The sequence below is a fragment of the Klebsiella sp. H-Nf2 genome (assembly GCF_002806645.1).
Lineage (GTDB): Bacteria > Pseudomonadota > Gammaproteobacteria > Enterobacterales > Enterobacteriaceae > Klebsiella > Klebsiella variicola.
In genome coordinates this window covers 1-23,047 of the sequence record NZ_PIBL01000002.1, presented here as the reverse complement: position 1 = coordinate 23,047, position 23,047 = coordinate 1, and the positions used below count along the sequence as shown (strand labels likewise).

The following is a 23,047-nucleotide window of genomic DNA, read 5'->3' as shown; positions in this document are numbered from 1 at the left end:
TGGTGTTGGCGCAGTATTCGCGCACCCCGGTCTGTCCGGGGTCATTTTTTCCCGGCCTTCGCCACCCACGCCTTCAGTACCGCCACGTCGTTTTGCCACTCAGATTTCATCTCTTCAACCCATTCAGCGACATTATCAGACCAGGCAGGCAGATCCGGGGTCTGGATCTGCTGCCCCAGCTGCTGAATATGGCGCAGACCGATAGAACCGGCCGCCCCTTTGATCTTATGCCCCTCCTCGACGATCCCTTTTTGATCGCGGGCGGTGAGATTGGACTCGAGGACAGACATATAGCCCGGCATCATCTTCTCAAACACCGCGAGTCCATCGTTGATAAGCTTCGGTCCCACCAGTTCGATATATTGCTCCAGCATATCGGTATCCAGCACCGCGTCGGCTTTATGCACATCGGCCGCCGGCGCTTCCTGCGCTTCCTCTTCCGGCGCATCCCAGAATTTCTTGATCATGGCGGTGAGCGCTGGCACCGACAACGGCTTGCTCAGCACATCGTCCATCCCGGCATCAAGATACTCTTTCTTATTCTTCAGTACGTTGGCGGTCAGGGCTACCAGCGGCGGCAGCTCATCCGCGGCAAAATTCTGTTTTAGCTGGCGAGAGATATCCAGCCCCGTCATATCCGGCAATTGAATATCCAGTAGCACCAGGTCGTACTCGCCAGGCTCGAACATCTCCAGCGCGGCTTTCCCGGTCATGGCGACATCCACACTGTTGCCCAGCTTTTCCAGCACCGAGCGCGCCACGATGACGTTGAGCTCAATGTCTTCCACCAACAGCACGTTGAGTGCAGGTAATGGCATGTCGTCTTCCGCCAGCGTGTCTTCCACTTCTTCCGCAATGGCAGGCGCATGGACGGTGAGCGTAAAGGTCGCCCCTTTACCCGGCTGGCTGGTTACGCTGATATCGCCGCCCATATTGCGCGCCAGGCGACGCGATACGGCGAGGCCAATCCCGGTGCCGGTGGCTGGTTTGCCGCCGTGGCTGTCTTTGACCTGGTAATACATGGCGAATATTTTGTCTTGTTCCGCCTCAGGAATACCGATACCGGAGTCTTCCACTTCGAAGTGCAGGATATCGCCTTCGTCATAGCGCACGCGGACATTTACCCCGCCGCCCTGGGGGGTAAACTTCACGGCGTTGCTGATAAGATTCCACAAAATCTGGCGCAGACGCGTACCGTCAGTGATCACTTTATGCGGTAGCGGCAGGCTCGGCTCCAGCACAAAGCGCAGGCCTTTCTGCTGGGCCTGCAGACCCGAGAGGTTTTCAAGGTCGGCAAGGAAGCTGGTGAAGTCTACCGGCTGGTTATCGAGCTGAACCTTACGGCGCTCCATTTTATCCATGTCGATAATATCATTGAAGATATTCCCCAGCGTCACCGCCGAGACATGGATGGTCTTCAGGTATTTCTCCTGCTCGCTGGTCAGTTCGGTATCCAGCAAAATACGGCTCAGCCCGACGATCCCATTCAGCGGGGTACGCAGCTCATGGCTGATGGTCGAAATAAAGGTAGTTTTATCCCGGCTGGCGCGCTCGAGGGCGTCCTGATAGCGTTTTCGTTCAGTGATATCGCGCCCGAAGCCCATCAGGCCGCGACGCTTACCGACGCGATCGTAGTACGGGACCTTGCGGATTTCGAAGCACGCTTTGCGGCCATCGGGATAGTCCAGCCACTGCTCATAGGTCAGCGATACATTGTGGCGGAACACCTTCTCGTCGGTTTCCAGCACTTTTTCCGCGGCCTCTTCGCTATAGACGTCCTGCGGTTTGAGGTGGATCAGCTGTTTCTCACTTTTGCCGGTCAACAGCTCCATCGCCCGGTTACAGCCTGAAAACTCCTTATCCTCATTGCGGTAGAAAACCAGATCTGGTGAAGCGTCGAGGAAAGAGCGCAGAAAGGAGGATTGCTGTTCGAGCTGGATCTGCGTCTCTTCACGCTCTTTCATCTCGATCTTCAACTGCTCGAGAGTGGTCTCGCGCTCGGCTTCCGCCTTTTCACGTTCGCCAATCTCCTGATTCAACTGCGCGATGTTATCTTTCAGCTGCACGTTCAGCTTCAGATCGCGCTCGCGCATCTCCTCCAGCTTGTCCACCAGCCGCGAAAGACGCTGGCGGGACTCTTCGAGCTGCTCCACCACCACCGAGAGAAAGTAGACCGCCCAGGGGGTGATCAGCAGACCGAAGAAGATAGAGCGGATAACGTCGATACTTTCAACCTGGCCATGCAGCACCATGGTGACCGCCATCTGTACCACAATGGCCAGCACCACCAGCGCAAGAGCCAACAACATCGAAAAGCGGACCAGACCCAGCTTCATCATCAGGTCGACATAATACTGCGCCAGCATACGAATTTGCTTCATAGGGGATTCCTTCACGACAACTCCGCACAATAATACTCAATTCTGAGCAATGCGCTGTAAGTTGTGCAAAAAATGCGGGAAGGAGCCGATATGACGGCCGGTCGCCGAGGCGAACCAGCCGCTAAAAAGAGGCAGGGTCAGGAGAGTGGTTAGCGCTTGCTTAATGCCTCCCAGAGGCCCTTCAGGTAGGTCACGCCGAGGGCGCGGTCGTACAAGCCATAGCCCGGCCGTCCGGTCTCTCCCCAGATAAAGCGGCCATGATCCGGGCGAATATAGCCGTCGAACCCGTTGTCATACAGCGCTTGCATCACCTTATACATATCCAGCGAACCGTACTCTGATGGATGCGCGCACTCGTAAAAGTCTTTATCCTGCATCAGCTTAATATTGCGGACGTGGGCGAAATGGATCCGCTTGCGCCGGGTAAACTCTGCCAGGATAGCGTACACATCGTTATCCGGATCTTCGGCAATCGAGCCGGTGCAGAGCGTGATGCCGTTGGCGGGCGAGTCGACGGCCCGGCAGATCCAGTCCAGATCGTCGCGGTTTTTGACCACCCGCGGCAGGCCAAAAATCGAGTACGGCGGATCGTCCGGATGGATCGCCATTTTCACCCCGACCTCTTCACAGACCGGGATCACCGCCCGCAGAAAATAGACCAGGTTCTCCCGCAGCTTGTGGTCATCCACCGCGCTATATTTGGCAAACAGGGTCTGCACCTCCGCCAGCCGTTCAGGCTCCCAGCCCGGCAAGGCGAAGCCGTTTGAGTTCTCCAGAACCTCTTTCACTACGTCTTCCAGCCGCTTATCGATATCTTTCTTCTCAAAAGCCATCGTCAGCGAGCCATCCGGCAGGACGTAGTTCATATCCGTCTTCATCCAGTCGAAAACCGGCATGAAGTTATAACAGATAACTTTGACGCCGAAGCGGGCAAGGTGGCGAATGGTCTGCTGATAGTTGGCAATATAGCGATCTCGGGAAGGAAGGCCGATTTTAATGTCATCATGAATGTTGACGCTCTCTATCACCTCCATTTTCAGGCCTGCGGCATGGGCCTGGCTGACCAGACGCTCAATTTTATCGACTGGCCATACCTCGCCCACCGCGACGTCATAGAGCGCGCCAACTACCCCCTCCACGCCGGGCACCTGTCGTATATGCTCTAATGAAACCTTGTCTTCCTCTGGCCCAAACCAGCGCATTGTCATCTGCATCGTTATCACCTGCTTCATAATTTGTATTTTTACCCTACTACCATACCAGTAATCATAATCGAATTGTCCTTCACTGTCGTGATAACGATCACATTCCTGCACCGGGCAAGCCCATCCCGGCGTATTCATATTTTTTTCAATTTATTTCAATAGATTAATAATAGCCTGGCTTTTTCTGACGACCTCTTCCAAATGTGATCCAGAGCTATTTATGATCAAATGCATACTTGTATGGTAATAAAAAGCAGCGACATTCGTTCGCAAAACAGACAATGGAAGGAAAAGAAATGAGAAGCGTCGTCGTCAAAGAGCCAGGCCAACTGAACATTGAATCACGTCCGGTTCCCGTTCCGGGCAGCCATGAGGTACGGGTGAGAATCGCCTTTGCCGGGATCTGTGGTTCCGATGTGCATATCTATCAGGGCCACAACCCCTTCGCGAAATATCCCCGCGTTATTGGTCATGAATTCTTCGGCATTATCGATGCCGTCGGCGAGCAGGTCTCTCCGACGCGTATCGGCGAACGCGTCGCGGTCGACCCCGTAGTCAGCTGCGGCCATTGTTATCCCTGCTCGGTTGGCCGGCCGAATGTTTGCGCGCAGCTCCAGGTCATCGGGGTGCACCGCGATGGGGGATTCAGCGACTATGCCTGCGTGCCGGCCAAAAATGCCTGGCGCATTCCGGAGGCCATCAGCGATCGTCAGGCGACAATGGTTGAGCCTTTTACTATTGCGGCAAACATTACCGCCCAGCTGCAGCCCACGCCGCAGGATATCGCCCTGGTCTACGGCGCTGGCCCGATGGGCCTGACGGTGATCCAGGCGCTGAAGGGGGTGTATAGCGTTAAGCAGGTGATCGTCGTGGATCGCATTGCCGAGCGTCTACAGATGGCGCGGGACAACGGCGCCGATCTGACGCTCGATAACACCCATCAGCCGCTGGCGGATCAGCTGGCGCAGCGGCAGCTAGCCCCCACGCTGGTCATTGATGCCGCCTGCCACCCAGCCATTCTGCAGGAGGCAATCCTCCTCGCCTCCCCAGCCGCCCGCATCGGCATACTCGGTTTCTCCGGCGAGGCGTCCACGCTGACCCAGCAAAGCATCACCAGTAAAGAGATCTCCATTTTCTCCTCCCGGCTGAACAGCGGGCGCTTTCCGCTGGTCATCGACTGGATGGAGAAAGGCCTTATTCATCCTGAGGCGTTAATCACCCACTGTATGCCGCTGGAGCAGGTGAAAGAGGCCATGGAGATTTTCGCCAACGATCGGAAGACCTGCTGCAAAGTGCTGCTGCAGCTAGGCTAAGCCGACATCATTTTTAAATAACGGCCGACGGATATCTGTAGCTCCGCCGCGCCTGATATAAATCATATAATGAGCATGGTGTTATCATGGGAAAAAATATTCGCTGGATTATCGTCCTGTTATTATTTTTAGTATATATGATAAATTATCTGGACCGGGTGGCGTTATCCATTACGGTGCCGATGATTGAAAAGGACCTTGCACTTAACGCTGAACAATTTGGTATGATTTTCGGCAGCTTTTTCTTCGGCTACGCGGTCTTTAATTTTATTGGCGGCCTCGCCGTCGATAAATTTGGCGCCACATTGGTGATGGGTCTGGCGGTTGGGTTATGGTCGCTATTTTGCGGCTTAACCGCGGTTGCCACCGGCTTTTATTCCATGCTGGTGCTGCGGGTGCTCTTCGGGATGGCAGAGGGCCCGATTTGCGCCTCAGCGAACAAGATGATTAACGGCTGGTTTCCTAAAAAGCAAGCGGCAACCGCAGTGGGGTTCCTCAGCGCCGGCTCTCCGCTGGGCGGCGCGGTCGCCGGACCTATCGTCGGTTATCTGGCCCTGGCTTTCGGCTGGCGTCCCGCGTTTATGATTATTTTCGCCATCGGTATTGTGTGGATGGTCGTGTGGTTTTTTATTGCCGCTAACTCACCTGACAAACATAAGCATGTCAGTCAGGAAGAGCTCATGCTCATTAATAAAATGAAGCAAGAGGAGGACGCCCTGGAAACCGTAGAAAATCAAACTGCCCACTCATTGGGTTATTATCTCAAGCAGCCTATTATTCTGGTGACGGCATTTGCGTTCTTCTGCTACAACTATATTCTGTTTTTCTTTCTCAGCTGGTTCCCGTCCTATCTGGTCCAGCAGCACCATCTGGATATTAAACAGATGAGTCTCACCACTATGATCCCGTGGATCGTCGGCTTTGTTGGTCTGGCGCTGGGGGGTTATATATCCGATAAAATATTTAACCTGACTGGACGGCTGTTGCTGTCGCGCAAAATCGTGCTGGTGGTATGCCTGCTGATGGCCGCGCTCTGCGTGGGGCTCGCCGGTACCGTTAGCAGCGTCGTTCCTGCCGTTCTGCTGATGTCGGTCTCCATCTTTTTCCTCTATGTGACCGGGGCGATCTACTGGGCGATTATTCAGGACGTGGTGCATAAATCCCGCGTCGGCGGCGCCAGCGGCTTTATCCATCTTATCGGCAGCGTCTCCGGCATCGTGGGGCCGATTGTTACGGGCTATATCGTGCAGTCTACCGGCAAATTCGACAGCGCCTTTATTCTCGCCGGCACCATCGCCGCGCTTGGCGCCCTTCTGGTACTGTTCGTGATTAAAACCCCACGTCTGACGATGAAAACCAGCCAGGCGTAGGTGACAGGAAAGCCATGCCCGGCGCAGCGATCTGGCCGGGCATCATCTGATATCACTTCACGTCCTGGGGGATGACCCAGCTGCGGCCCAGCGCCGATCCCTGTGCGCCCTGCTCATTCAGATAGCGATCCAGTTCAACCATTCCGGTCCAGCGATTTTCGCACCACATCGGCGCCAGTAGTGTGGGTCTACGGGCGCTGGCCGATATCCGGTGATAGATCACCTCCGGCGGCGTATGGCGGATCATCTCCCCGGCGGTAACGGTATACGCCTCCAGCTCAATGCCATCGAGACGCCCGGCCTGCCACGCTTTGGCCATAATACTGCCTTTAACAATATGCAGCGGGTGCAGCTTGATGCCGTTCACGCCGGTCGCCACCACCCGCTCCAGCGTCTCCAGGCAATGCCCCTGGGTCTCCCCGGGCAGGCCGACGATCAGATGCGCGCAGACCTTCAGCCCGCGCTCTCGCGCCAGACGCGCGGTGCGCTGGTAGCATGCGAAATCATGCCCACGGTTAATCCGATGCAGGGTTTTATCATGGGCGGTTTGCAGTCCCAGCTCCAGCCATACCTCATACCCCTGCTCATGATATTCACTCAGTAGATCGAGGACCGCCTCCGGCACGCAGTCCGGACGGGTGCCGACGCAGAGGCCGACGATATTCGCCTGGCTGATGGCCTGACGATACATCGAGCGGAGCACCTGCACTTCAGCGAAGGTGCTGGTATAGGCCTGGAAATAGGCCAGATAGCGCTTTGCCCGGTTGACGAGCTGCGCCTGATGAGCGAGCTGTTCGGCGATGGAGCGATGCTGCTGCGCCTCATCGGCAAAGGAAGCCACATTACAGAAAGTGCAGCCGCCGCGGCCCAGCGTGCCGTCGCGGTTCGGGCAGCTAAAACCGCCGTGCAGCGTCAGCTTATGGACCTTTTCGCCATAGCGGCGCATAAGATCCCCACCAAACATATTGACTAATTTCTGTAACTGCATAATCTGATAGACCGGCCTCAACAAAGGGGGCCAAGCCTGCCACTTTTTGTCACCGACGGCGATGACCTGGATCAATCGTCAGCGCGGCGGCCACCCTCATTGCATAAACAATCACGATTACTGCAATTTCATTCACCTCTGCGGTGATGAGTTTTGCTTATATTTCACCTGCGGATAGCCCTAATCTTCTTCACGGCAAAAAACAGTATTAATATCCACCATAAAAATACATTGCAGTCAAATATGCTAACAGTGGAATATATTTCAGCGCATAACGGTAACGCAAAGCCGCGCGCACAGTGAGACAGATCACACTAGCCTTACCCTCAGCAGGCGTATCAAGAGCACAAAAAATGGCACTATTTATTTCTAAAACAATAAGTTAACACCTGCATAGCACATTTTTGTATTAATAAGATTGCCATTTGACGTAAGTGTGGATTCCCGATAAGTTGGGGATCCGCTGGAAGCTTTCTGGATGAGCACTCTGCTCATCATATTTATGCAGTAATTGAGATTCCCTCTTAACAGCAAGTCCTCAAACTTGTGTACCGATGCGAAAAGGATTTAAAGAGGGCGAATGCGAGGTGCAAACCCCGTCGCCATGCTCTTTCTGTGCCTGTGCGCAATCGGTATCGGAGGGTGTCCGTAGAGCCTGGGGAGGTTCACTGATATGTTGTACGACAAATCCCTTGAGAGGGATAACTGTGGTTTCGGCCTGATCGCCCACATAGAAGGCGAACCTAGCCACAAGGTAGTGCGAACCGCGATACACGCACTGGCCCGCATGCAGCACCGTGGCGCAATCCTTGCCGATGGTAAAACCGGCGATGGTTGCGGTCTGCTGCTGCAAAAACCCGATCGTTTCTTCCGCATCGTTGCTGAAGAGCGCGGCTGGCGTTTAGCCAAAAACTACGCCGTTGGGATGCTGTTCCTGAATAAAGATCCTGAGCTGGCTAAAGCGGCGCGCCGCATCGTTGAAGAAGAACTTCAGCTTGAGACCCTGTCGATTGTCGGCTGGCGCGATGTGCCGACCAACGAAGGCGTCCTCGGTGAAATCGCCCTCTCCTCGCTGCCCCGTATTGAGCAAATCTTTGTGAACGCCCCGGCTGGCTGGCGCCCGCGCGATATGGAGCGCCGTCTGTTCATTGCGCGTCGTCGCATTGAAAAACGCCTGCAGGAAGACAAAGATTTCTACGTTTGTAGCCTGTCCAACCTGGTCAACATCTATAAAGGTCTGTGTATGCCGGCAGATTTGCCGCGCTTCTACCTGGACCTCGCGGATCTGCGCCTGGAGTCGGCCATCTGTCTGTTCCACCAGCGCTTCTCCACCAACACCGTGCCGCGCTGGCCGCTGGCCCAGCCGTTCCGTTACCTGGCGCACAACGGTGAAATCAACACCATCACCGGCAACCGCCAGTGGGCCCGCGCCCGTACCTATAAGTTCCAGACCCCGCTGATCCCGGATCTACACGACGCCGCGCCGTTCGTGAACGAAACCGGCTCTGACTCCAGTTCAATGGACAACATGCTGGAGCTGCTGCTGGCCGGCGGGATGGATATCGTGCGCGCCATGCGCCTGCTGGTGCCGCCAGCCTGGCAGAACAACCCGGATATGGATCCGGAGCTGCGTTCGTTCTTCGACTTTAACTCCATGCATATGGAGCCGTGGGATGGCCCGGCGGGCATCGTCATGTCCGATGGCCGCTACGCTGCCTGTAACCTCGATCGTAATGGCCTGCGCCCGGCGCGCTACGTCATTACCAAAGATAAGCTCATCACCTGCGCCTCTGAAGTCGGTATCTGGGACTACCAGCCGGACGAAGTGGTCGAGAAAGGCCGCGTGGGCCCGGGCGAGCTGATGGTTATCGATACCCGCGCCGGTCGCATTCTGCACTCGGCGGAAACCGATGACGATCTGAAGAGCCGCCACCCGTACAAAGAGTGGATGGAGAAAAACGTTCGTCGCCTGGTGCCGTTCGAAGATCTGCCGGAAGAAGAAGTCGGCAGCCGCCAACTGGATGACGACACGCTCGCCAGCTACCAGAAACAGTTTAACTACAGCGCGGAAGAGCTGGACTCCGTCCTGCGCGTGCTCGGCGAAAATGGCCAGGAAGCGGTCGGTTCGATGGGCGATGACACGCCTTTCGCCGTGCTCTCCAGCCAGCCGCGCATTATCTACGATTACTTCCGTCAGCAGTTCGCCCAGGTGACTAACCCGCCTATCGATCCGCTGCGTGAAGCGCACGTCATGTCGCTGGCCACCAGCATCGGTCGCGAAATGAATGTCTTCTGCGAAGCGGAAGGCCAGGCCCATCGCCTGAGCTTCAAATCGCCGATCCTGCTGTACTCCGATTTCAAACAGCTGACGACGATGGAAGAAGAGCACTATCGTGCCGACGTCCTCGACATCACATTTAACCCGGCAGAGACCTCCCTCGGCGAGACGGTGAAAGCCCTGTGTGACAAAGCAGAGCAAATGGTGCGCGAGGGTACCGTGCTGCTGGTGCTGTCCGACCGCAACATCGCCAAAGACCGTCTGCCGGTACCGGCGCCGATGGCCGTTGGCGCGATCCAGACCCGTCTGGTCGATAAAAGTCTGCGCTGCGATGCCAACATCATCGTTGAAACCGCCAGCGCCCGCGATCCGCATCACTTTGCGGTCCTGCTTGGCTTCGGCGCGACAGCTATCTATCCGTACCTCGCCTATGAAACCCTGGCGAAGCTGGTCGACAGCAAAGCTATCGATAAAGCCTACCGTGCGGTGATGCTGAACTATCGCAACGGTATCAACAAAGGTCTGTACAAGATCATGTCGAAGATGGGGATCTCCACCATCGCGTCCTACCGCTGCTCGAAGCTGTTCGAAGCCGTCGGTCTGCATCGCGAGGTTTCCGATCTCTGCTTCCAGGGCGTGGTCAGCCGCATCGGCGGCGCCGGCTTCGACGATTTCCAGCAGGATCTGCTGAATCTGTCGAAACGCGCCTGGCTGGCACGTAAGCCACTGGCTCAGGGCGGCCTGCTGAAGTTCGTGCACGGCGGCGAATATCACGCCTACAACCCGGACGTGGTTCAGACCCTGCAGAAGGCCGTGCAGAGCGGCGAATACAGCGACTATCAACAATACGCGAAGCTGGTTAACGAACGTCCGGCGGCCACGCTGCGCGATCTGCTGGCGCTCAATCCAGGCGAAGACGCTATCAGTATCGACGACGTAGAACCGGCGAAAGAGCTGTTCAAGCGCTTCGATACCGCGGCGATGTCGATCGGCGCCCTGAGCCCGGAAGCGCACGAATCGCTGGCGGAAGCGATGAACAGCATCGGCGGTTTCTCTAACTCCGGTGAAGGCGGTGAAGACCCGGCGCGCTACGGCACCAATAAAGTGTCGCGCATCAAGCAGGTCGCGTCCGGCCGCTTCGGCGTCACGCCAGCCTATCTGGTCAATGCCGACGTCATCCAGATCAAAGTCGCCCAGGGGGCGAAACCGGGTGAAGGTGGCCAGCTGCCAGGCGATAAAGTTACCCCGTATATCGCCAAACTGCGCTATTCCGTACCGGGCGTGACGCTGATCTCCCCGCCGCCGCACCACGATATCTACTCTATCGAGGATTTGGCACAGCTGATTTTCGACCTCAAGCAGGTCAACCCGAAAGCGATGATTTCGGTCAAACTGGTTTCTGAACCGGGTGTTGGCACCATCGCCACCGGCGTGGCCAAAGCCTATGCCGACCTGATCACCATCGCCGGCTACGACGGCGGCACCGGGGCGAGCCCGCTCTCTTCGGTGAAATATGCCGGCTGTCCGTGGGAGCTTGGCCTGGTGGAAACCCAGCAGGCGCTGGTTGCTAACGGTCTGCGTCATAAGATCCGTCTGCAGGTGGATGGCGGCCTGAAAACCGGCCTCGATATCATCAAAGCGGCGATCCTCGGCGCAGAGAGCTTCGGTTTCGGTACCGGCCCGATGGTCGCTCTGGGCTGTAAATACCTGCGTATTTGCCACCTGAACAACTGCGCGACCGGCGTGGCGACTCAGGATGACAAACTGCGTAAGAACCACTATCACGGTCTGCCGTTCAAAGTGACCAACTACTTTGAATTTATCGCCCGTGAGACCCGCGAGCTGATGGCCCAGCTGGGCGTCAAGCGTCTGGTGGATCTGATTGGCCGCACCGATCTGCTCAAAGAGCTGGATGGGTTTACTGCCAAGCAGCAGAAACTGGATCTGGGTAAACTGCTGGAGACCGCAGAGCCGCATCCGGGCAAAGCGCTGTACTGCACAGAGAACAACCCGCCGTTCGATAACGGCGTGCTCAACGCGCAGCTGCTGCAGCAGGCGAAACCGTACGTGGATGAAAAGCAGAGCAAAACGTTCTGGTTCGATATCCGCAATACCGACCGCTCCGTGGGGGCCTCTCTGTCCGGGTATATTGCCCAGACCCATGGTGACCAGGGACTGGCCGGGGATCCGATCGTCGCCCACTTTAGCGGCACCGCGGGCCAAAGCTTCGGCGTGTGGAACGCCGGTGGCGTAGAGCTGCATCTGACCGGCGATGCCAACGACTATGTCGGTAAAGGCATGGCGGGTGGTCTGCTGGCCATTCGTCCTCCGGTCGGCTCTGCGTTCCGCAGCCACGAAGCCAGCATTATCGGCAACACCTGCCTGTACGGCGCGACCGGTGGTCGTCTGTACGCCGCAGGCCGCGCAGGTGAGCGTTTCGCCGTGCGTAACTCCGGCGCGATTACCGTGGTGGAAGGCATCGGTGACAACGGCTGTGAATATATGACCGGCGGCATCGTCTGCGTGCTCGGTAAAACCGGCGTCAACTTTGGTGCAGGGATGACCGGCGGCTTTGCTTATGTCCTGGATGAAGATGGCGACTTCCGTAAACGCGTGAACCCGGAACTGGTGGAAGTGCTGGACGTTGATTCTCTGGCTATCCATGAAGAGCACCTGCGCGGTTTAATCACCGAACACGTGCAGCTTACCGGTTCGCAACGTGGCGAAGAGATCCTCGCCAACTGGCCGGCCTTCTCCGCGAAGTTTGCGCTGGTTAAACCGAAGTCCAGCGATGTTAAAGCACTGTTGGGTCACCGTAGTCGTTCCGCAGCTGAGCTGCGGGTGCAGGCGCAGTAAGGGGTTAAGATGAGTCAGAACGTTTATCAATTTATCGACCTGCAGCGCGTTGATCCGCCAAAGAAACCGCTGAAGATCCGTAAAATTGAGTTTGTGGAAATTTACGAGCCGTTTTCAGAAGGCCAGGCCAAGGCGCAGGCAGATCGCTGCCTCTCCTGCGGCAACCCGTACTGCGAATGGAAATGCCCGGTGCATAACTACATCCCGAACTGGCTGAAGCTGGCCAACGAGGGGCGTATTTTTGAGGCGGCTGAGCTGTCGCATCAGACCAACACCCTGCCGGAAGTCTGCGGGCGCGTTTGCCCGCAGGACCGACTGTGTGAAGGCTCCTGTACGCTGAACGATGAGTTCGGCGCGGTGACCATCGGCAACATCGAACGCTATATCAATGATAAAGCGTTCGAAATGGGCTGGCGTCCGGATCTCTCCGGCGTGAAGCCGACCGGTAAAACCGTCGCTATTATCGGTGCTGGCCCGGCGGGCCTCGCCTGTGCCGACGTGCTGACCCGCAACGGCGTCAAGGCGGTGGTGTTTGACCGCCATCCGGAAATCGGTGGCCTGCTGACCTTCGGTATCCCGGCGTTCAAGCTGGAAAAAGAGGTGATGACCCGCCGCCGTGAAATCTTCACCGGCATGGGCATTGAGTTCAAACTCAATACCGAAGTGGGCCGTGACGTGCAGCTCGACGACCTGCTGAAAGAGTACGATGCCGTGTTCCTCGGCGTCGGGACCTATCAGTCGATGCGCGGTGGACTGGACAACGAAGACGCCCCGGGCGTCTACGACGCGCTGCCGTTCCTGATCGCTAACACCAAGCAGATCATGGGCTTCGGTGAAACCGCCGATGAGCCCTACGTCAGCATGGAAGGCAAACGCGTGGTCGTGCTCGGCGGTGGCGACACCGCGATGGACTGCGTGCGGACCTCCATTCGTCAGAATGCGGCGCACGTGATCTGTGCCTATCGTCGTGACGAAGAGAACATGCCGGGTTCAAAACGCGAAGTGAAAAACGCGCGTGAAGAAGGCGTTGAGTTCCAGTTCAACGTCCAGCCGCTGGGTGTGGAAGTGAATGCCAATGGCAAAGTGTGCGGCGTGAAGATGGCGCGCACCGAGATGGGCCAGCCGGACGCGAAAGGCCGCCGTCGCGCGGAGATCGTCGCTGGTTCTGAACACGTGGTGCCGGCTGATGCGGTGGTAATGGCCTTTGGCTTCCGTCCGCACAGCATGGAGTGGCTGGCGAAGCACAGCGTTGAGCTGGACTCTCAGGGCCGCATCATCGCGCCGGAAGGCAGCGACAACGCGTTCCAGACCAGCAACCCGAAAATCTTCGCCGGTGGCGATATCGTTCGCGGTTCCGACCTGGTGGTCACCGCGATTGCCGAAGGCCGTAAAGCGGCGGACGGGATCCTGAACTACCTTGAAGTCTGATTAGACTCTGAGCCTCAGCGCATAAAAGCCCGATGTTTAACGCCATCGGGCTTTTTTATTGCTCATTCGCCGGGCAAACCGCCGCTTTCAGCGCCGAATTATACCAGCCGCAGATATGCTCTAAGCGGGTGATCGCCGATCCGACGGTTACCGCCCACGCACCGCAACGCATCGCCTCAGCCGCCTGCGCAGGCGTATTGTAGCGCCCCTCAGCGATGACTCTGCATCCCGCGGCGCTCAGGCTTTTCACCAGCGCCAGGTCCGGTTCGTCCGGTGTCTCCTCTGCGGTATAGCCTGAGAGGGTGGTGCCAACCATATCGAAACCCAATTGCCAGCATTCAAGGGCATCGTCGAGACAGGAACAATCTGCCATCGCGTTTTTCCCCTGGTGGTGAATTGCCGCCAACAACGATGCGACAGAGGCCGGGCGCTGACGCCGCGTGCCGTCAACCGCAATGATATCGGCCCCCGCCTGCGCCAGGGCATTCACATCCTCAAGCCACGGCGTAATACGCACCGGGCTATCATGCAGATCGCGCTTAATCAGCGCGATAATGGGCACCGTCACTAACGGACGAACGGTATGCAGATTGGCCAGACCTTCTATGCGCAGCGCCACCGCCCCCGCCTGCTCTGCCGCCAGCGCCATCGCCGCGACGATGGCGGGGTTATCCAGCGGGCTGCCCGGTACCGGCTGACAGGAGACAATTAACCCGCCGTCATGGCGAATACGCCGCTCCAGTTGTGCAAGTAAAAACATGACTGCTCCCTGAAAGATAAGTGTGGCAATAACAGTATCAGCCGCAGGACGCGTGATGTGTGGCGGGGTTAACAAAGCAGACAGGCAAAAAAAACAGGCCCCGGAGGGCCTGTCAGGCGTTACTTCACAACGCGGAGCGCCGGGCGACCACCGCGCGGCGGCGGCGTGTCGTCAGGATCGTCGTCGTGATTATCCGGCTTATCGCCATCAATCACCGACATCACCGTTTCGCTTTCGCTCTCAGGCGCGACGTCATCATCGTTGAGGCTGCTGACATCTTCGTCATAGGCCGCCTCAGGTTCGAACATCGTGCCAGCGCCGTTCTCACGGGCATAGATGGCGAGTACCGCAGCCAGCGGGACGGAAACGTTGCGCGGAACGCCGCCAAAGCGCGCATTAAAACGCACCTCGTCATTCGCCAGCTCCAGATTGCCGACCGCACGCGGGGCAATATTGAGAACGATTTGACCGTCGCGCGCATACTCCATCGGTACGAGCACGCCCGGCAGAGTGACATCCACTACCAGGTGCGGCGTCAGCTGGTTATCCAGCAGCCACTCATAAAACGCCCGCAATAAATACGGACGACGCGGCGTCAGCTGTGATACATCCATTATTTAGCCCCGACCGAGGCGCATTTCACGCTCGGCTTCAGTTAAAGAAGCGAGGAAGGAATCACGCTCAAATACGCGAGTCATGTAGCCTTTGAGCTCTTTCGCGCCTGCGCCAACCAGTTCCACACCGAGAACCGGCAGACGCCACAGCAGCGGCGCCAGGTAGCAATCTACCAGGCTGAACTCGTCGCTCAGGAAGTAAGGTTTCTGGGTGAAGACCGGCGCGATAGCCAGCAGTTCTTCACGCAGCTGCTTACGCGCAGCATCAGCTTGTGCTGCGGTACCGCTCTGGATGGTATTCATCAGCGAATACCAGTCCTTCTCGATACGTTGCATATACAGGCGGCTTTCTCCACGCGCCACCGGATAAACCGGCATTAACGGCGGATGCGGGAAACGCTCATCCAGATACTCCATAATGATGCGAGATTCCCACAGAGTGAGCTCACGATCCACCAGCGTCGGTACGCTTTGATTCGGGTTGAGGTCAATCAGATCCTGAGGTGGGTTGTCCTTCTCCACGTGCTCTATCTCAAAACTGACACCCTTCTCAGCCAGCACAATGCGGACCTGATGGCTATAGATGTCAGTAGGACCAGAAAACAGCGTCATTACCGAACGTTTGTTGGCAGCGACAGCCATGAAAACCTCCAGGTATATTCAGAATTTTGTACTGCTGCCAGTCACTCATGACCGGCCAGATGTAAAAACCCCAGTAGCGTGATGTCACCTTCGTTCACGAATAAAACAAAAAATGAACAATCACCAGCATTTGGGCAGAAAATTGGATGATAGTTTACCAGATTTTGAAGACGTTGTGGTGAGGGGATTCTGGAAATGCTGAAAAAGTGGCGAAAAGCGGCGGCATGATTGTGGATAACAGCCGTTTTATCCATAAAAAAACCCGCCGGAGCGGGTTTTTTCGCAAATTGTTCTGCGTGAGCAGAAAACAATTAACGTTTGGAGAACTGCGGACGACGACGTGCTTTACGCAGGCCGACTTTCTTACGTTCAACCTGACGAGCATCACGAGTAACGAAGCCTGCTTTACGCAGTTCGCCACGCAGAGACTCATCGTACTCCATCAGAGCGCGGGTGATACCGTGACGGATCGCACCAGCCTGACCAGAGATACCACCACCTTTAACAGTGATGTACAGATCCAGTTTCTCAACCATGTCGACCAGTTCCAGCGGCTGGCGAACTACCATGCGGGCAGTTTCGCGACCGAAGTACTGTTCCAGAGAACGCTGGTTGATAACGATTTTGCCGTTGCCCGGTTTGATGAAAACGCGAGCTGCGGAACTTTTGCGGCGACCAGTGCCGTAGTATTGATTTTCAGCCATTGCCTATAATCCCGATTAGATGTCAAGAACTTGCGGTTGCTGTGCCGCGTGGTTGTGCTCGTTACCCGCGTAAACTTTCAGTTTACGGTACATAGCACGACCCAGCGGGCCTTTTGGCAGCATGCCTTTAACCGCGATTTCAATCACACGCTCAGGACGGCGGGCAATCATCTCTTCAAAGGTCGCTTCTTTGATACCACCGATGTGGCCGGTGTGGTGGTAGTACATTTTGTCTTCGCGCTTGTTGCCGGTTACAGCAACTTTTTCTGCGTTCAGAACGATGATGTAATCACCGGTATCAACGTGCGGAGTGTATTCCGCTTTATGCTTACCGCGCAGGCGACGAGCCAGTTCAGTAGCCAGACGGCCCAGAGTTTTACCGGTCGCGTCAACAACATACCAGTCGCGTTTTACGGTTTCTGGTTTAGCTGTAAAAGTTTTCATTAAAAGCTTACCCAAATAATAAGTTACACGTTGGTGAACACCCAAACGTTTAGTCAGTTGAGGTTCACACGACATTGTCCAGCAAACCTACCCCTTCGAATAGCCTATGCCGGCACATAGAAAGTTTCGGGAAAAAAACCTTCTTGTAACGTGGGGTCGCAAGATTATAGAGAAGTCGGGGTCAAAGATCGACCCCTTTATGAGATTTTTCAGGCAGGTCCCGGGGCGGCCTTCCGGCCCTGAATCTGCCGGGAAAAAGTGCCCTGTCAGGGCATGTGCGGACGCTTGAGGTACTCTTCGCTCTGCATTTCCTGCAGACGCGACAGACAGCGCTGAAACTCAAACTTCAGCCGCTCACCCTGATAAATGTCGTACAGCGGCACCGCGGCGCTGACCACCAGCTTCACGTGGCGCTCATAGAACTCATCCACCAGAGCGATAAAGCGCCGCGCTTCGCTCTCCAGCTGCGCGGTCATCACCGGCACGTCGAGCAGCATCACGGTGTGGAACAGACGGGAGAGAGCAATATAGTCATGCTGGCTACGGGCATCCACACACAGCGTGGCGAACGACGCCGCCAGCGTCTGGTTTTCGACGCCAAGCGTGGGCAGCTCGCGGTGGTTGATCTCCAGCGTCGGGCCGACAGCCGCGCGCGGCGCCCCGGCTAGCGCCAGCCACAGTTTATCCATCTGTTCGCGAGTTTCACTGTTCAGCGGCGACAGCCACAGGTGCGCCTGCGTCAGCGTACGCAGACGATAATCGATGCCGGCATCGACGTTCATAATATCGCAATGCTGCTTGATGGCGTCGATAGCAGGCAGAAAACGAGCGCGCTGCAGGCCATTGCGATAGAGCTCATCCGGCGGAATATTGGAGGTGGCGACCAGGGTGATGCCACGGGCAAACAGGGCTTTCATCAACCCGCCCAACAGCATGGCATCGGTAATATCGGAGACGAAAAACTCGTCGAAACAGAGCACATCGGTTTCCGCTTTAAAGCGGTCGGCGACAATCTCCAGCGGGTCGCTATGTCCCTGCAGGGTGGTCAGCTCTTCGTGCACGCGCAGCATAAAGCGATGAAAATGCAGGCGCTGCTTACGCTCGCCTGGCAGGCTCTGGTAAAACAGGTCCATCAGCCAGGTTTTTCCCCGCCCCACGCCGCCCCACATATACAGGCCGCGGACAGGTGCCGCCTCGGCAGCCGGTTCGCGCTTACCCAGCAGTTTGCCGAATTTCGCGCGCAAACCGCCGCCTGACGCGACGGGCGCGGGCTGAGTCTGCAGTTCCTGGTAAATGGTATCAAGGCGGCTCACCGCTTCTTGCTGGACGTCGTCGGGTTGATGGCTGCCCTCTTTCAGGGCTAAAAGGTAACGCGATGTTGGAGACAGGCTTTGCATGATCTAATTGTTATTCCTTGAAAACCGTAATGCCGAAGCTCACGATTGACGAAAAAAAGGCCGTTCTACACTACGCGATGATACGCCAGGATTCCACTTCTGTGGAATTAGCGGTTATAGTGGCACTATCGGGCGCAGGCGGAGAGCCTAACAGCCACCCTACGGAACCACAAAACAACGGGAGATGTTCATGACCTGGGAATACGCGCTAATTGGATTAGTCGTCGGTATCATTATTGGTGCCGTCGCCATGCGTTTCGGCAACCGCAAACTGCGCCAGCAGCAGGCGCTGCAGTTCGAACTGGAAAAAAATAAAGCCGAGCTTGAAGAATACCGTGAAGAGCTGGTCAGCCACTTCGCGCGCAGCGCCGAACTGCTGGATAACATGGCGCACGACTATCGTCAGCTGTATCAGCATATGGCGAAAAGCTCTAACAACCTGCTGCCGGACTCTATGGCAGACGCCAACCCGTTCCGCAACCGCCTGGAAGAGTCAGAAGCCAGCAACGATCAGGCCCCTGTCCAGATGCCGCGCGACTATTCTGAAGGCGCATCCGGTTTACTGCGCGGTGGCGCAAAACGCGATTAACTGATCGCGTCTGATAAAATATCTCCGGGCGCGCCCACCGCGCCCGCTCCTTCCCCCACTTCCCGGCTACAATTTAAACCAGTACCCACATTGTTACCTGTGCAAAAATTCAATAACATCAGGTTATTCAGGACGTTTTTCCATACACCTCAGGTTACGAGAGCCAGCATCTAATGAAGAAACAGACTTTGCTGTTGAGTGCGTTAGCGTTAAGCATTGGGTTATCGTTGTCGGCCCTGCCTCCGGCAGCAGCATCCTTACCGACTCAGGTGCCCGGCCAGGGCGCGTTACCGAGCCTGGCGCCGATGCTGGAAAAGGTCCTGCCAGCGGTGGTCAGCGTGCAGGTGGAAGGCACCGCCTCGCCGACGCTCAATATGCCGGAAGAGCTGAAGAAATATTTTGGTGATAACGCCCCGCAGGAGCAGGCGCAGCCGTTTGAAGGGCTCGGCTCCGGTGTCATCATCGACGCAGCGAAGGGCTACGTGCTAACCAATAACCACGTCATCAATCAGGCGCAGAAGATCAGCGTCCAGCTGAACGATGGCCGTGAGTTTGATGCCAAACTGGTCGGCAGCGATGAACAGAGCGACATTGCGCTGCTGCAACTGGTTAAGCCGGCGAACCTGACGCAAATCGCCATTGCTGACTCCGATAAACTCCGCGTCGGCGACTTCGCTGTCGCCGTCGGCAACCCGTTCGGCCTTGGCCAGACTGCCACCTCCGGCATTATCTCAGCCCTTGGCCGCAGCGGCCTGAATCTTGAAGGGCTGGAGAATTTCATCCAGACCGATGCCTCGATTAACCGCGGCAACTCTGGCGGCGCGCTACTGAACCTCAATGGCGAGCTTATCGGGATCAACACCGCGATCCTGGCGCCGGGCGGCGGCAGCATCGGCATCGGCTTTGCCATTCCAAGCAACATGGCGAAAACCCTCGCCGACCAGCTCATTCAGTTTGGCGAAATCAAACGCGGCCTGCTGGGCATTAAAGGCATGGAAATGAGCGCCGATATCGCCAAGGCGATGAATCTCGACGTTCAGCGCGGCGCCTTCGTCAGTGAAGTGTTACCAAACTCCGGTTCCGCCAAAGCAGGGATCAAATCCGGCGACGTCATTGTCAGTCTGAACGGCAAGCCGCTGAACAGTTTTGCCGAACTGCGCTCGCGTATCGCCACCACCGAACCGGGGACCAAGGTCAAACTTGGCCTGCTGCGCGATGGAAAACCGGTCGATGTCGAAGTGACGCTGGATAAGAGCACCTCCTCCACCGCCAGCGCCGAGCTGATTATCCCAGCCCTGCAGGGAGCCTCATTCAGCGATGGTCAGATGAAGGACGGTACCAAAGGCGTGGTGATCGATAATGTCGATAAAGGCAGCGCCGCCGCCCAGGTCGGCCTGCATAAGGATGACATTATCATTGGCCTTAACCGGGAACGTATTCACTCGATTGCCGAACTGCGCAAAGTGCTTGAAGGCAAACCGCCGGTCATCGCCCTGAACGTGATCCGCGGCAACGAAAGCATTTATCTGCTGCTGCGCTGATTGTCTTCCCGGACATCGCCGCCATGTGCGATGTCCGGACAACTCATGCTATGCTGCGTCTGACCATTCATTAACGATATTTGCATCATGCCTGGAAAGTTATTACGTTCGATACTTATCGGTTTGATTGTCGGGGGCCTGCTGCTGGCCCTGATGCCATCGCTGCGCCAGTGGCAGCTGACGCCGACCACCCAGAACGATACGGCAGACGACTCCCCTGTGAGCTATAACGCCGCCGTACGCCGCGCGGCGCCCGCCGTGGTGAACGTCTATAACCGCGCCCTGAACAGCACCAGCCATAATCAGCTGACGCTTGGCTCCGGGGTGATCATGGACCAGCGCGGCTATATCCTGACCAACAAGCACGTTATCAACGATGCCGATCAGATCATTGTCGCGCTGCAGGACGGCCGCGTCTTCGAAGCGCTGCTGGTCGGCTCCGACACCCTGACTGACCTCGCCGTGCTGAAAATCAACGCCACCGGCGGGCTACCGGTGATCCCGATCAACCCGAAACGCACGCCGCATATTGGCGATGTCGTCCTGGCGATTGGCAACCCCTATAACCTGGGGCAGACCATCACTCAGGGGATCATCAGCGCCACAGGGCGCATTGGCCTCAACCCAACCGGCCGCCAGAACTTCCTGCAGACTGACGCCTCGATTAACCACGGTAACTCGGGTGGGGCGCTGGTGAACTCCCTCGGCGAGCTGATGGGGATTAACACCCTTTCCTTTGACAAGAGCAATGACGGCGAAACGCCGGAAGGCATTGGCTTTGCGATCCCGTTCCAGTTAGCGACCAAAATTATGGATAAGCTGATCCGGGATGGCCGGGTGATCCGCGGCTATATCGGCATTAGCGGCCGGGAGATCGCCCCGCTGCACGCGCAGGGTGGCGGGATCGATCAGATCCAGGGGATCGTGGTTAACGATGTGGCGCCGGACGGACCGGCCGCGCAAGCCGGGATCCGCGCCAACGACGTGATCATCTCTGTAAATGACAAACCCGCGGTCTCTGCGCTGGAGACGATGGATCAGGTGGCCGAGATCCGCCCGGGATCGGAAATTCCGGTGGTTATCATGCGTGATGATAAGAAAATTACGCTCCATATCGCCGTCCAGGAATACCCGGCCACCAACTAAACGGCTCCCCGTTTGGGGAGCCTCGTTAATCGCTAAATACCGGACCGGCCGGGAATCTGACCAGAAACCCGGTCACCGCCAGCAGCGATCTCAGCGCGGGCCAGACTATCTGTCGCTCGCGAAGCTCATCATCCAGCGTCAGTAGCGCAAACTCCCCCTTCTCCCCCAGCACGCCACCCTGCCAGAGCAGGCGCTGCGCCTGCTGCCGCGCCCAGGGCGACTCGCTCTTCCAGGCCAGCAAATGCAGCAGCGCCTGCTGCAGACAGACGCTGTGGGAATGGTTATCCCGCCGCAGCCGCCGGTAGACGGGCAGGGACACGCTGCGCACGGTATAAAATCCACTGCCCGCCTCTTCATCACCATCGGGGATAGCGCGGGCGAACTGCCCCGCCACGTCGCACAGCCGGTTGTGCGTCAGCGGAAGCTGCCGGGCGCTGAGCGCCCCGGCTGCCATGCACAGCAGACCGCTGCGCTGCAGCGAGGGCGTCGCAGGGCGCACGACCGCCGCCGGTAAGGCAGTCACCGCCCGTGTCGCCTCGTCAGCGTTGTGGTCGGCGCCGGCCTCATAACAGCTGGCCAGCAGCGCTTCACCAGGCGTGGCGTTCAGCGGGGGCGAAAGCAGGTTCAGCGCCGGCTGCAGTTGCGCAAGTTCATCGCCTGACGCCAGCATGGCGTCGACAATCGCCTCCTTTGACGATGTCCGGTTTTCCGGACAGCATGCTATGGCTTCATTCATCACCGTCTCCTTATGAGAAATCTCCGCGGCCGCCATGCCAGCCGCGGGAACAGGCTGGCCTACATCGCCAGCACGTACTTGAGCATCACCCCGGCGGCGATCGCCGAGCCGATCACCCCGGCCACGTTCGGGCCCATGGCGTGCATCAGCAGGAAGTTCTGCCCGTCCGCCTCCAGACCCACCTTGTTCGACACCCGTGCCGCCATCGGCACCGCCGACACCCCCGCCGAGCCGATCAGCGGGTTGATTTTGTGCCGGCTGAACACGTTCATCAGCTTCGCCATCAGCACCCCGGCCGCGGTGCCCACGCAGAAGGCGATCACCCCCAGCAGCAGAATGCCCAGCGTCTGCGGCTGCAGGAACTTGTCCGCCACCAGCTTGGCCCCCACCGACAGCCCGAGGAAGATGGTGACGATGTTGATCAGCGCGTTCTGCACCGTGTCGCTCAGCCGGTCCACCACGCCGCTTTCGCGCATCAGGTTGCCGAAGCAGAACATCCCCAGCAGCGGCGCGGCGTCCGGCAGCAGGAGCGCCACCAGCAGCAACAGCACCGCCGGGAAGAGGATCTTCTCCCGCCGGCTCACCGTGCGCAGCTGCACCATGCGGATCTTCCGCTCCTTATTCGTGGTCAGCGCCTTCATGATCGGCGGCTGGA

At 57.3% G+C, this 23,047-nt stretch carries 19 protein-coding genes; 7 read left to right on the top strand and 12 right to left on the bottom strand.

What is annotated here, in order from left to right; translation table 11 throughout:
* Nucleotides 1–41: 41 nt before the first annotated feature.
* Nucleotides 42–2,381, bottom strand: a complete 2,340-nt coding sequence (gene arcB / locus CWM58_RS06670; protein ID WP_074387488.1) for an aerobic respiration two-component sensor histidine kinase ArcB — start codon at nt 2,379–2,381, stop codon at nt 42–44.
* A 149-nt stretch (nt 2,382–2,530) separates the two neighbouring features.
* The gene (gene uxuA, locus CWM58_RS06665; RefSeq protein WP_047667027.1) at nt 2,531–3,595 is read right to left on the bottom strand and encodes a mannonate dehydratase; all 1,065 of its coding nucleotides are present in this window, start codon (nt 3,593–3,595) and stop codon (nt 2,531–2,533) included.
* A gap of 287 nt (nt 3,596–3,882) precedes the next feature.
* Here uxuA and CWM58_RS06660 point away from each other — a divergent pair, with 287 nt between their 5' ends.
* Nucleotides 3,883–4,899 (top strand): Zn-dependent oxidoreductase, encoded by a 1,017-nt coding sequence (locus CWM58_RS06660; protein WP_100680588.1) that lies wholly within the window; start codon nt 3,883–3,885, stop codon nt 4,897–4,899.
* 86 nt (nt 4,900–4,985) lie between these two features.
* The gene (locus tag CWM58_RS06655) at nt 4,986–6,269 is read left to right on the top strand and encodes an MFS transporter (RefSeq protein WP_061153182.1); all 1,284 of its coding nucleotides are present in this window, start codon (nt 4,986–4,988) and stop codon (nt 6,267–6,269) included.
* Nucleotides 6,270–6,321: 52 nt separating this feature from the next.
* Here CWM58_RS06655 and CWM58_RS06650 read toward each other — a convergent pair whose 3' ends face one another.
* On the bottom strand, nt 6,322–7,257 hold the full coding sequence (locus CWM58_RS06650) for a TIGR01212 family radical SAM protein (RefSeq protein WP_100680587.1): 936 nt from the start codon (nt 7,255–7,257) through the stop codon (nt 6,322–6,324).
* A gap of 673 nt (nt 7,258–7,930) precedes the next feature.
* Here CWM58_RS06650 and gltB point away from each other — a divergent pair.
* Nucleotides 7,931–12,391: a glutamate synthase large subunit gene (gltB, locus tag CWM58_RS06640; protein WP_077274658.1), complete on the top strand. Its 4,461-nt coding sequence runs from the start codon at nt 7,931–7,933 to the stop codon at nt 12,389–12,391.
* 9 nt (nt 12,392–12,400) lie between these two features.
* Nucleotides 12,401–13,819 (top strand): glutamate synthase subunit GltD, encoded by a 1,419-nt coding sequence (gene gltD / locus CWM58_RS06635; RefSeq protein ID WP_008806661.1) that lies wholly within the window; start codon nt 12,401–12,403, stop codon nt 13,817–13,819.
* A 55-nt stretch (nt 13,820–13,874) separates the two neighbouring features.
* Here gltD and CWM58_RS06630 read toward each other — a convergent pair whose 3' ends face one another.
* From CWM58_RS06630 to zapE, 7 genes are all read right to left on the bottom strand, one after another.
* The gene (locus CWM58_RS06630; RefSeq protein WP_100680586.1) at nt 13,875–14,579 is read right to left on the bottom strand and encodes an N-acetylmannosamine-6-phosphate 2-epimerase; all 705 of its coding nucleotides are present in this window, start codon (nt 14,577–14,579) and stop codon (nt 13,875–13,877) included.
* A gap of 119 nt (nt 14,580–14,698) precedes the next feature.
* A complete protein-coding gene (sspB, locus tag CWM58_RS06625; protein ID WP_008806663.1) occupies nt 14,699–15,193 on the bottom strand; it encodes a ClpXP protease specificity-enhancing factor in 495 nt (164 codons plus the stop codon).
* A 3-nt stretch (nt 15,194–15,196) separates the two neighbouring features.
* On the bottom strand, nt 15,197–15,835 hold the full coding sequence (sspA, locus tag CWM58_RS06620) for a stringent starvation protein SspA (RefSeq protein ID WP_002918467.1): 639 nt from the start codon (nt 15,833–15,835) through the stop codon (nt 15,197–15,199).
* A gap of 41 nt (nt 15,836–15,876) precedes the next feature.
* Complete coding sequence (locus tag CWM58_RS28435) at nt 15,877–16,089, bottom strand: hypothetical protein (protein WP_136027183.1); 213 nt, start codon at nt 16,087–16,089, stop codon at nt 15,877–15,879.
* A gap of 57 nt (nt 16,090–16,146) precedes the next feature.
* Nucleotides 16,147–16,539, bottom strand: a complete 393-nt coding sequence (gene rpsI, locus CWM58_RS06610) for a 30S ribosomal protein S9 (RefSeq protein ID WP_000829815.1) — start codon at nt 16,537–16,539, stop codon at nt 16,147–16,149.
* A gap of 15 nt (nt 16,540–16,554) precedes the next feature.
* Nucleotides 16,555–16,983 (bottom strand): 50S ribosomal protein L13, encoded by a 429-nt coding sequence (gene rplM / locus CWM58_RS06605; protein WP_002918559.1) that lies wholly within the window; start codon nt 16,981–16,983, stop codon nt 16,555–16,557.
* Between the two features lie 266 nt (nt 16,984–17,249).
* The gene (gene zapE / locus CWM58_RS06600) at nt 17,250–18,380 is read right to left on the bottom strand and encodes a cell division protein ZapE (RefSeq protein WP_061153178.1); all 1,131 of its coding nucleotides are present in this window, start codon (nt 18,378–18,380) and stop codon (nt 17,250–17,252) included.
* Nucleotides 18,381–18,570: 190 nt separating this feature from the next.
* Between zapE and zapG the strand changes: the two genes are divergently transcribed.
* The 3 genes from zapG to degS all read left to right on the top strand — a co-directional run bounded on the left by zapG (nt 18,571) and on the right by degS (nt 21,656).
* Entirely contained in the window at nt 18,571–18,969 is a 399-nt protein-coding gene (gene zapG / locus CWM58_RS06595; protein WP_012540461.1) for a Z-ring associated protein ZapG, read from the top strand.
* A gap of 173 nt (nt 18,970–19,142) precedes the next feature.
* The gene (degQ, locus tag CWM58_RS06590) at nt 19,143–20,510 is read left to right on the top strand and encodes a serine endoprotease DegQ (RefSeq protein ID WP_100680585.1); all 1,368 of its coding nucleotides are present in this window, start codon (nt 19,143–19,145) and stop codon (nt 20,508–20,510) included.
* Between the two features lie 87 nt (nt 20,511–20,597).
* Nucleotides 20,598–21,656 (top strand): outer membrane-stress sensor serine endopeptidase DegS, encoded by a 1,059-nt coding sequence (gene degS, locus CWM58_RS06585; protein WP_008806667.1) that lies wholly within the window; start codon nt 20,598–20,600, stop codon nt 21,654–21,656.
* Nucleotides 21,657–21,681: 25 nt separating this feature from the next.
* Here the strand turns inward: degS and CWM58_RS06580 are convergent, their stop codons facing one another.
* Both CWM58_RS06580 and CWM58_RS06575 read right to left on the bottom strand, forming a co-directional pair.
* The gene (locus tag CWM58_RS06580; protein ID WP_100680584.1) at nt 21,682–22,392 is read right to left on the bottom strand and encodes a hypothetical protein; all 711 of its coding nucleotides are present in this window, start codon (nt 22,390–22,392) and stop codon (nt 21,682–21,684) included.
* Between the two features lie 59 nt (nt 22,393–22,451).
* A partial coding sequence (locus CWM58_RS06575) for a sodium ion-translocating decarboxylase subunit beta (protein ID WP_133122414.1) occupies nt 22,452–23,047 on the bottom strand: 596 nt, incomplete at its 5' end.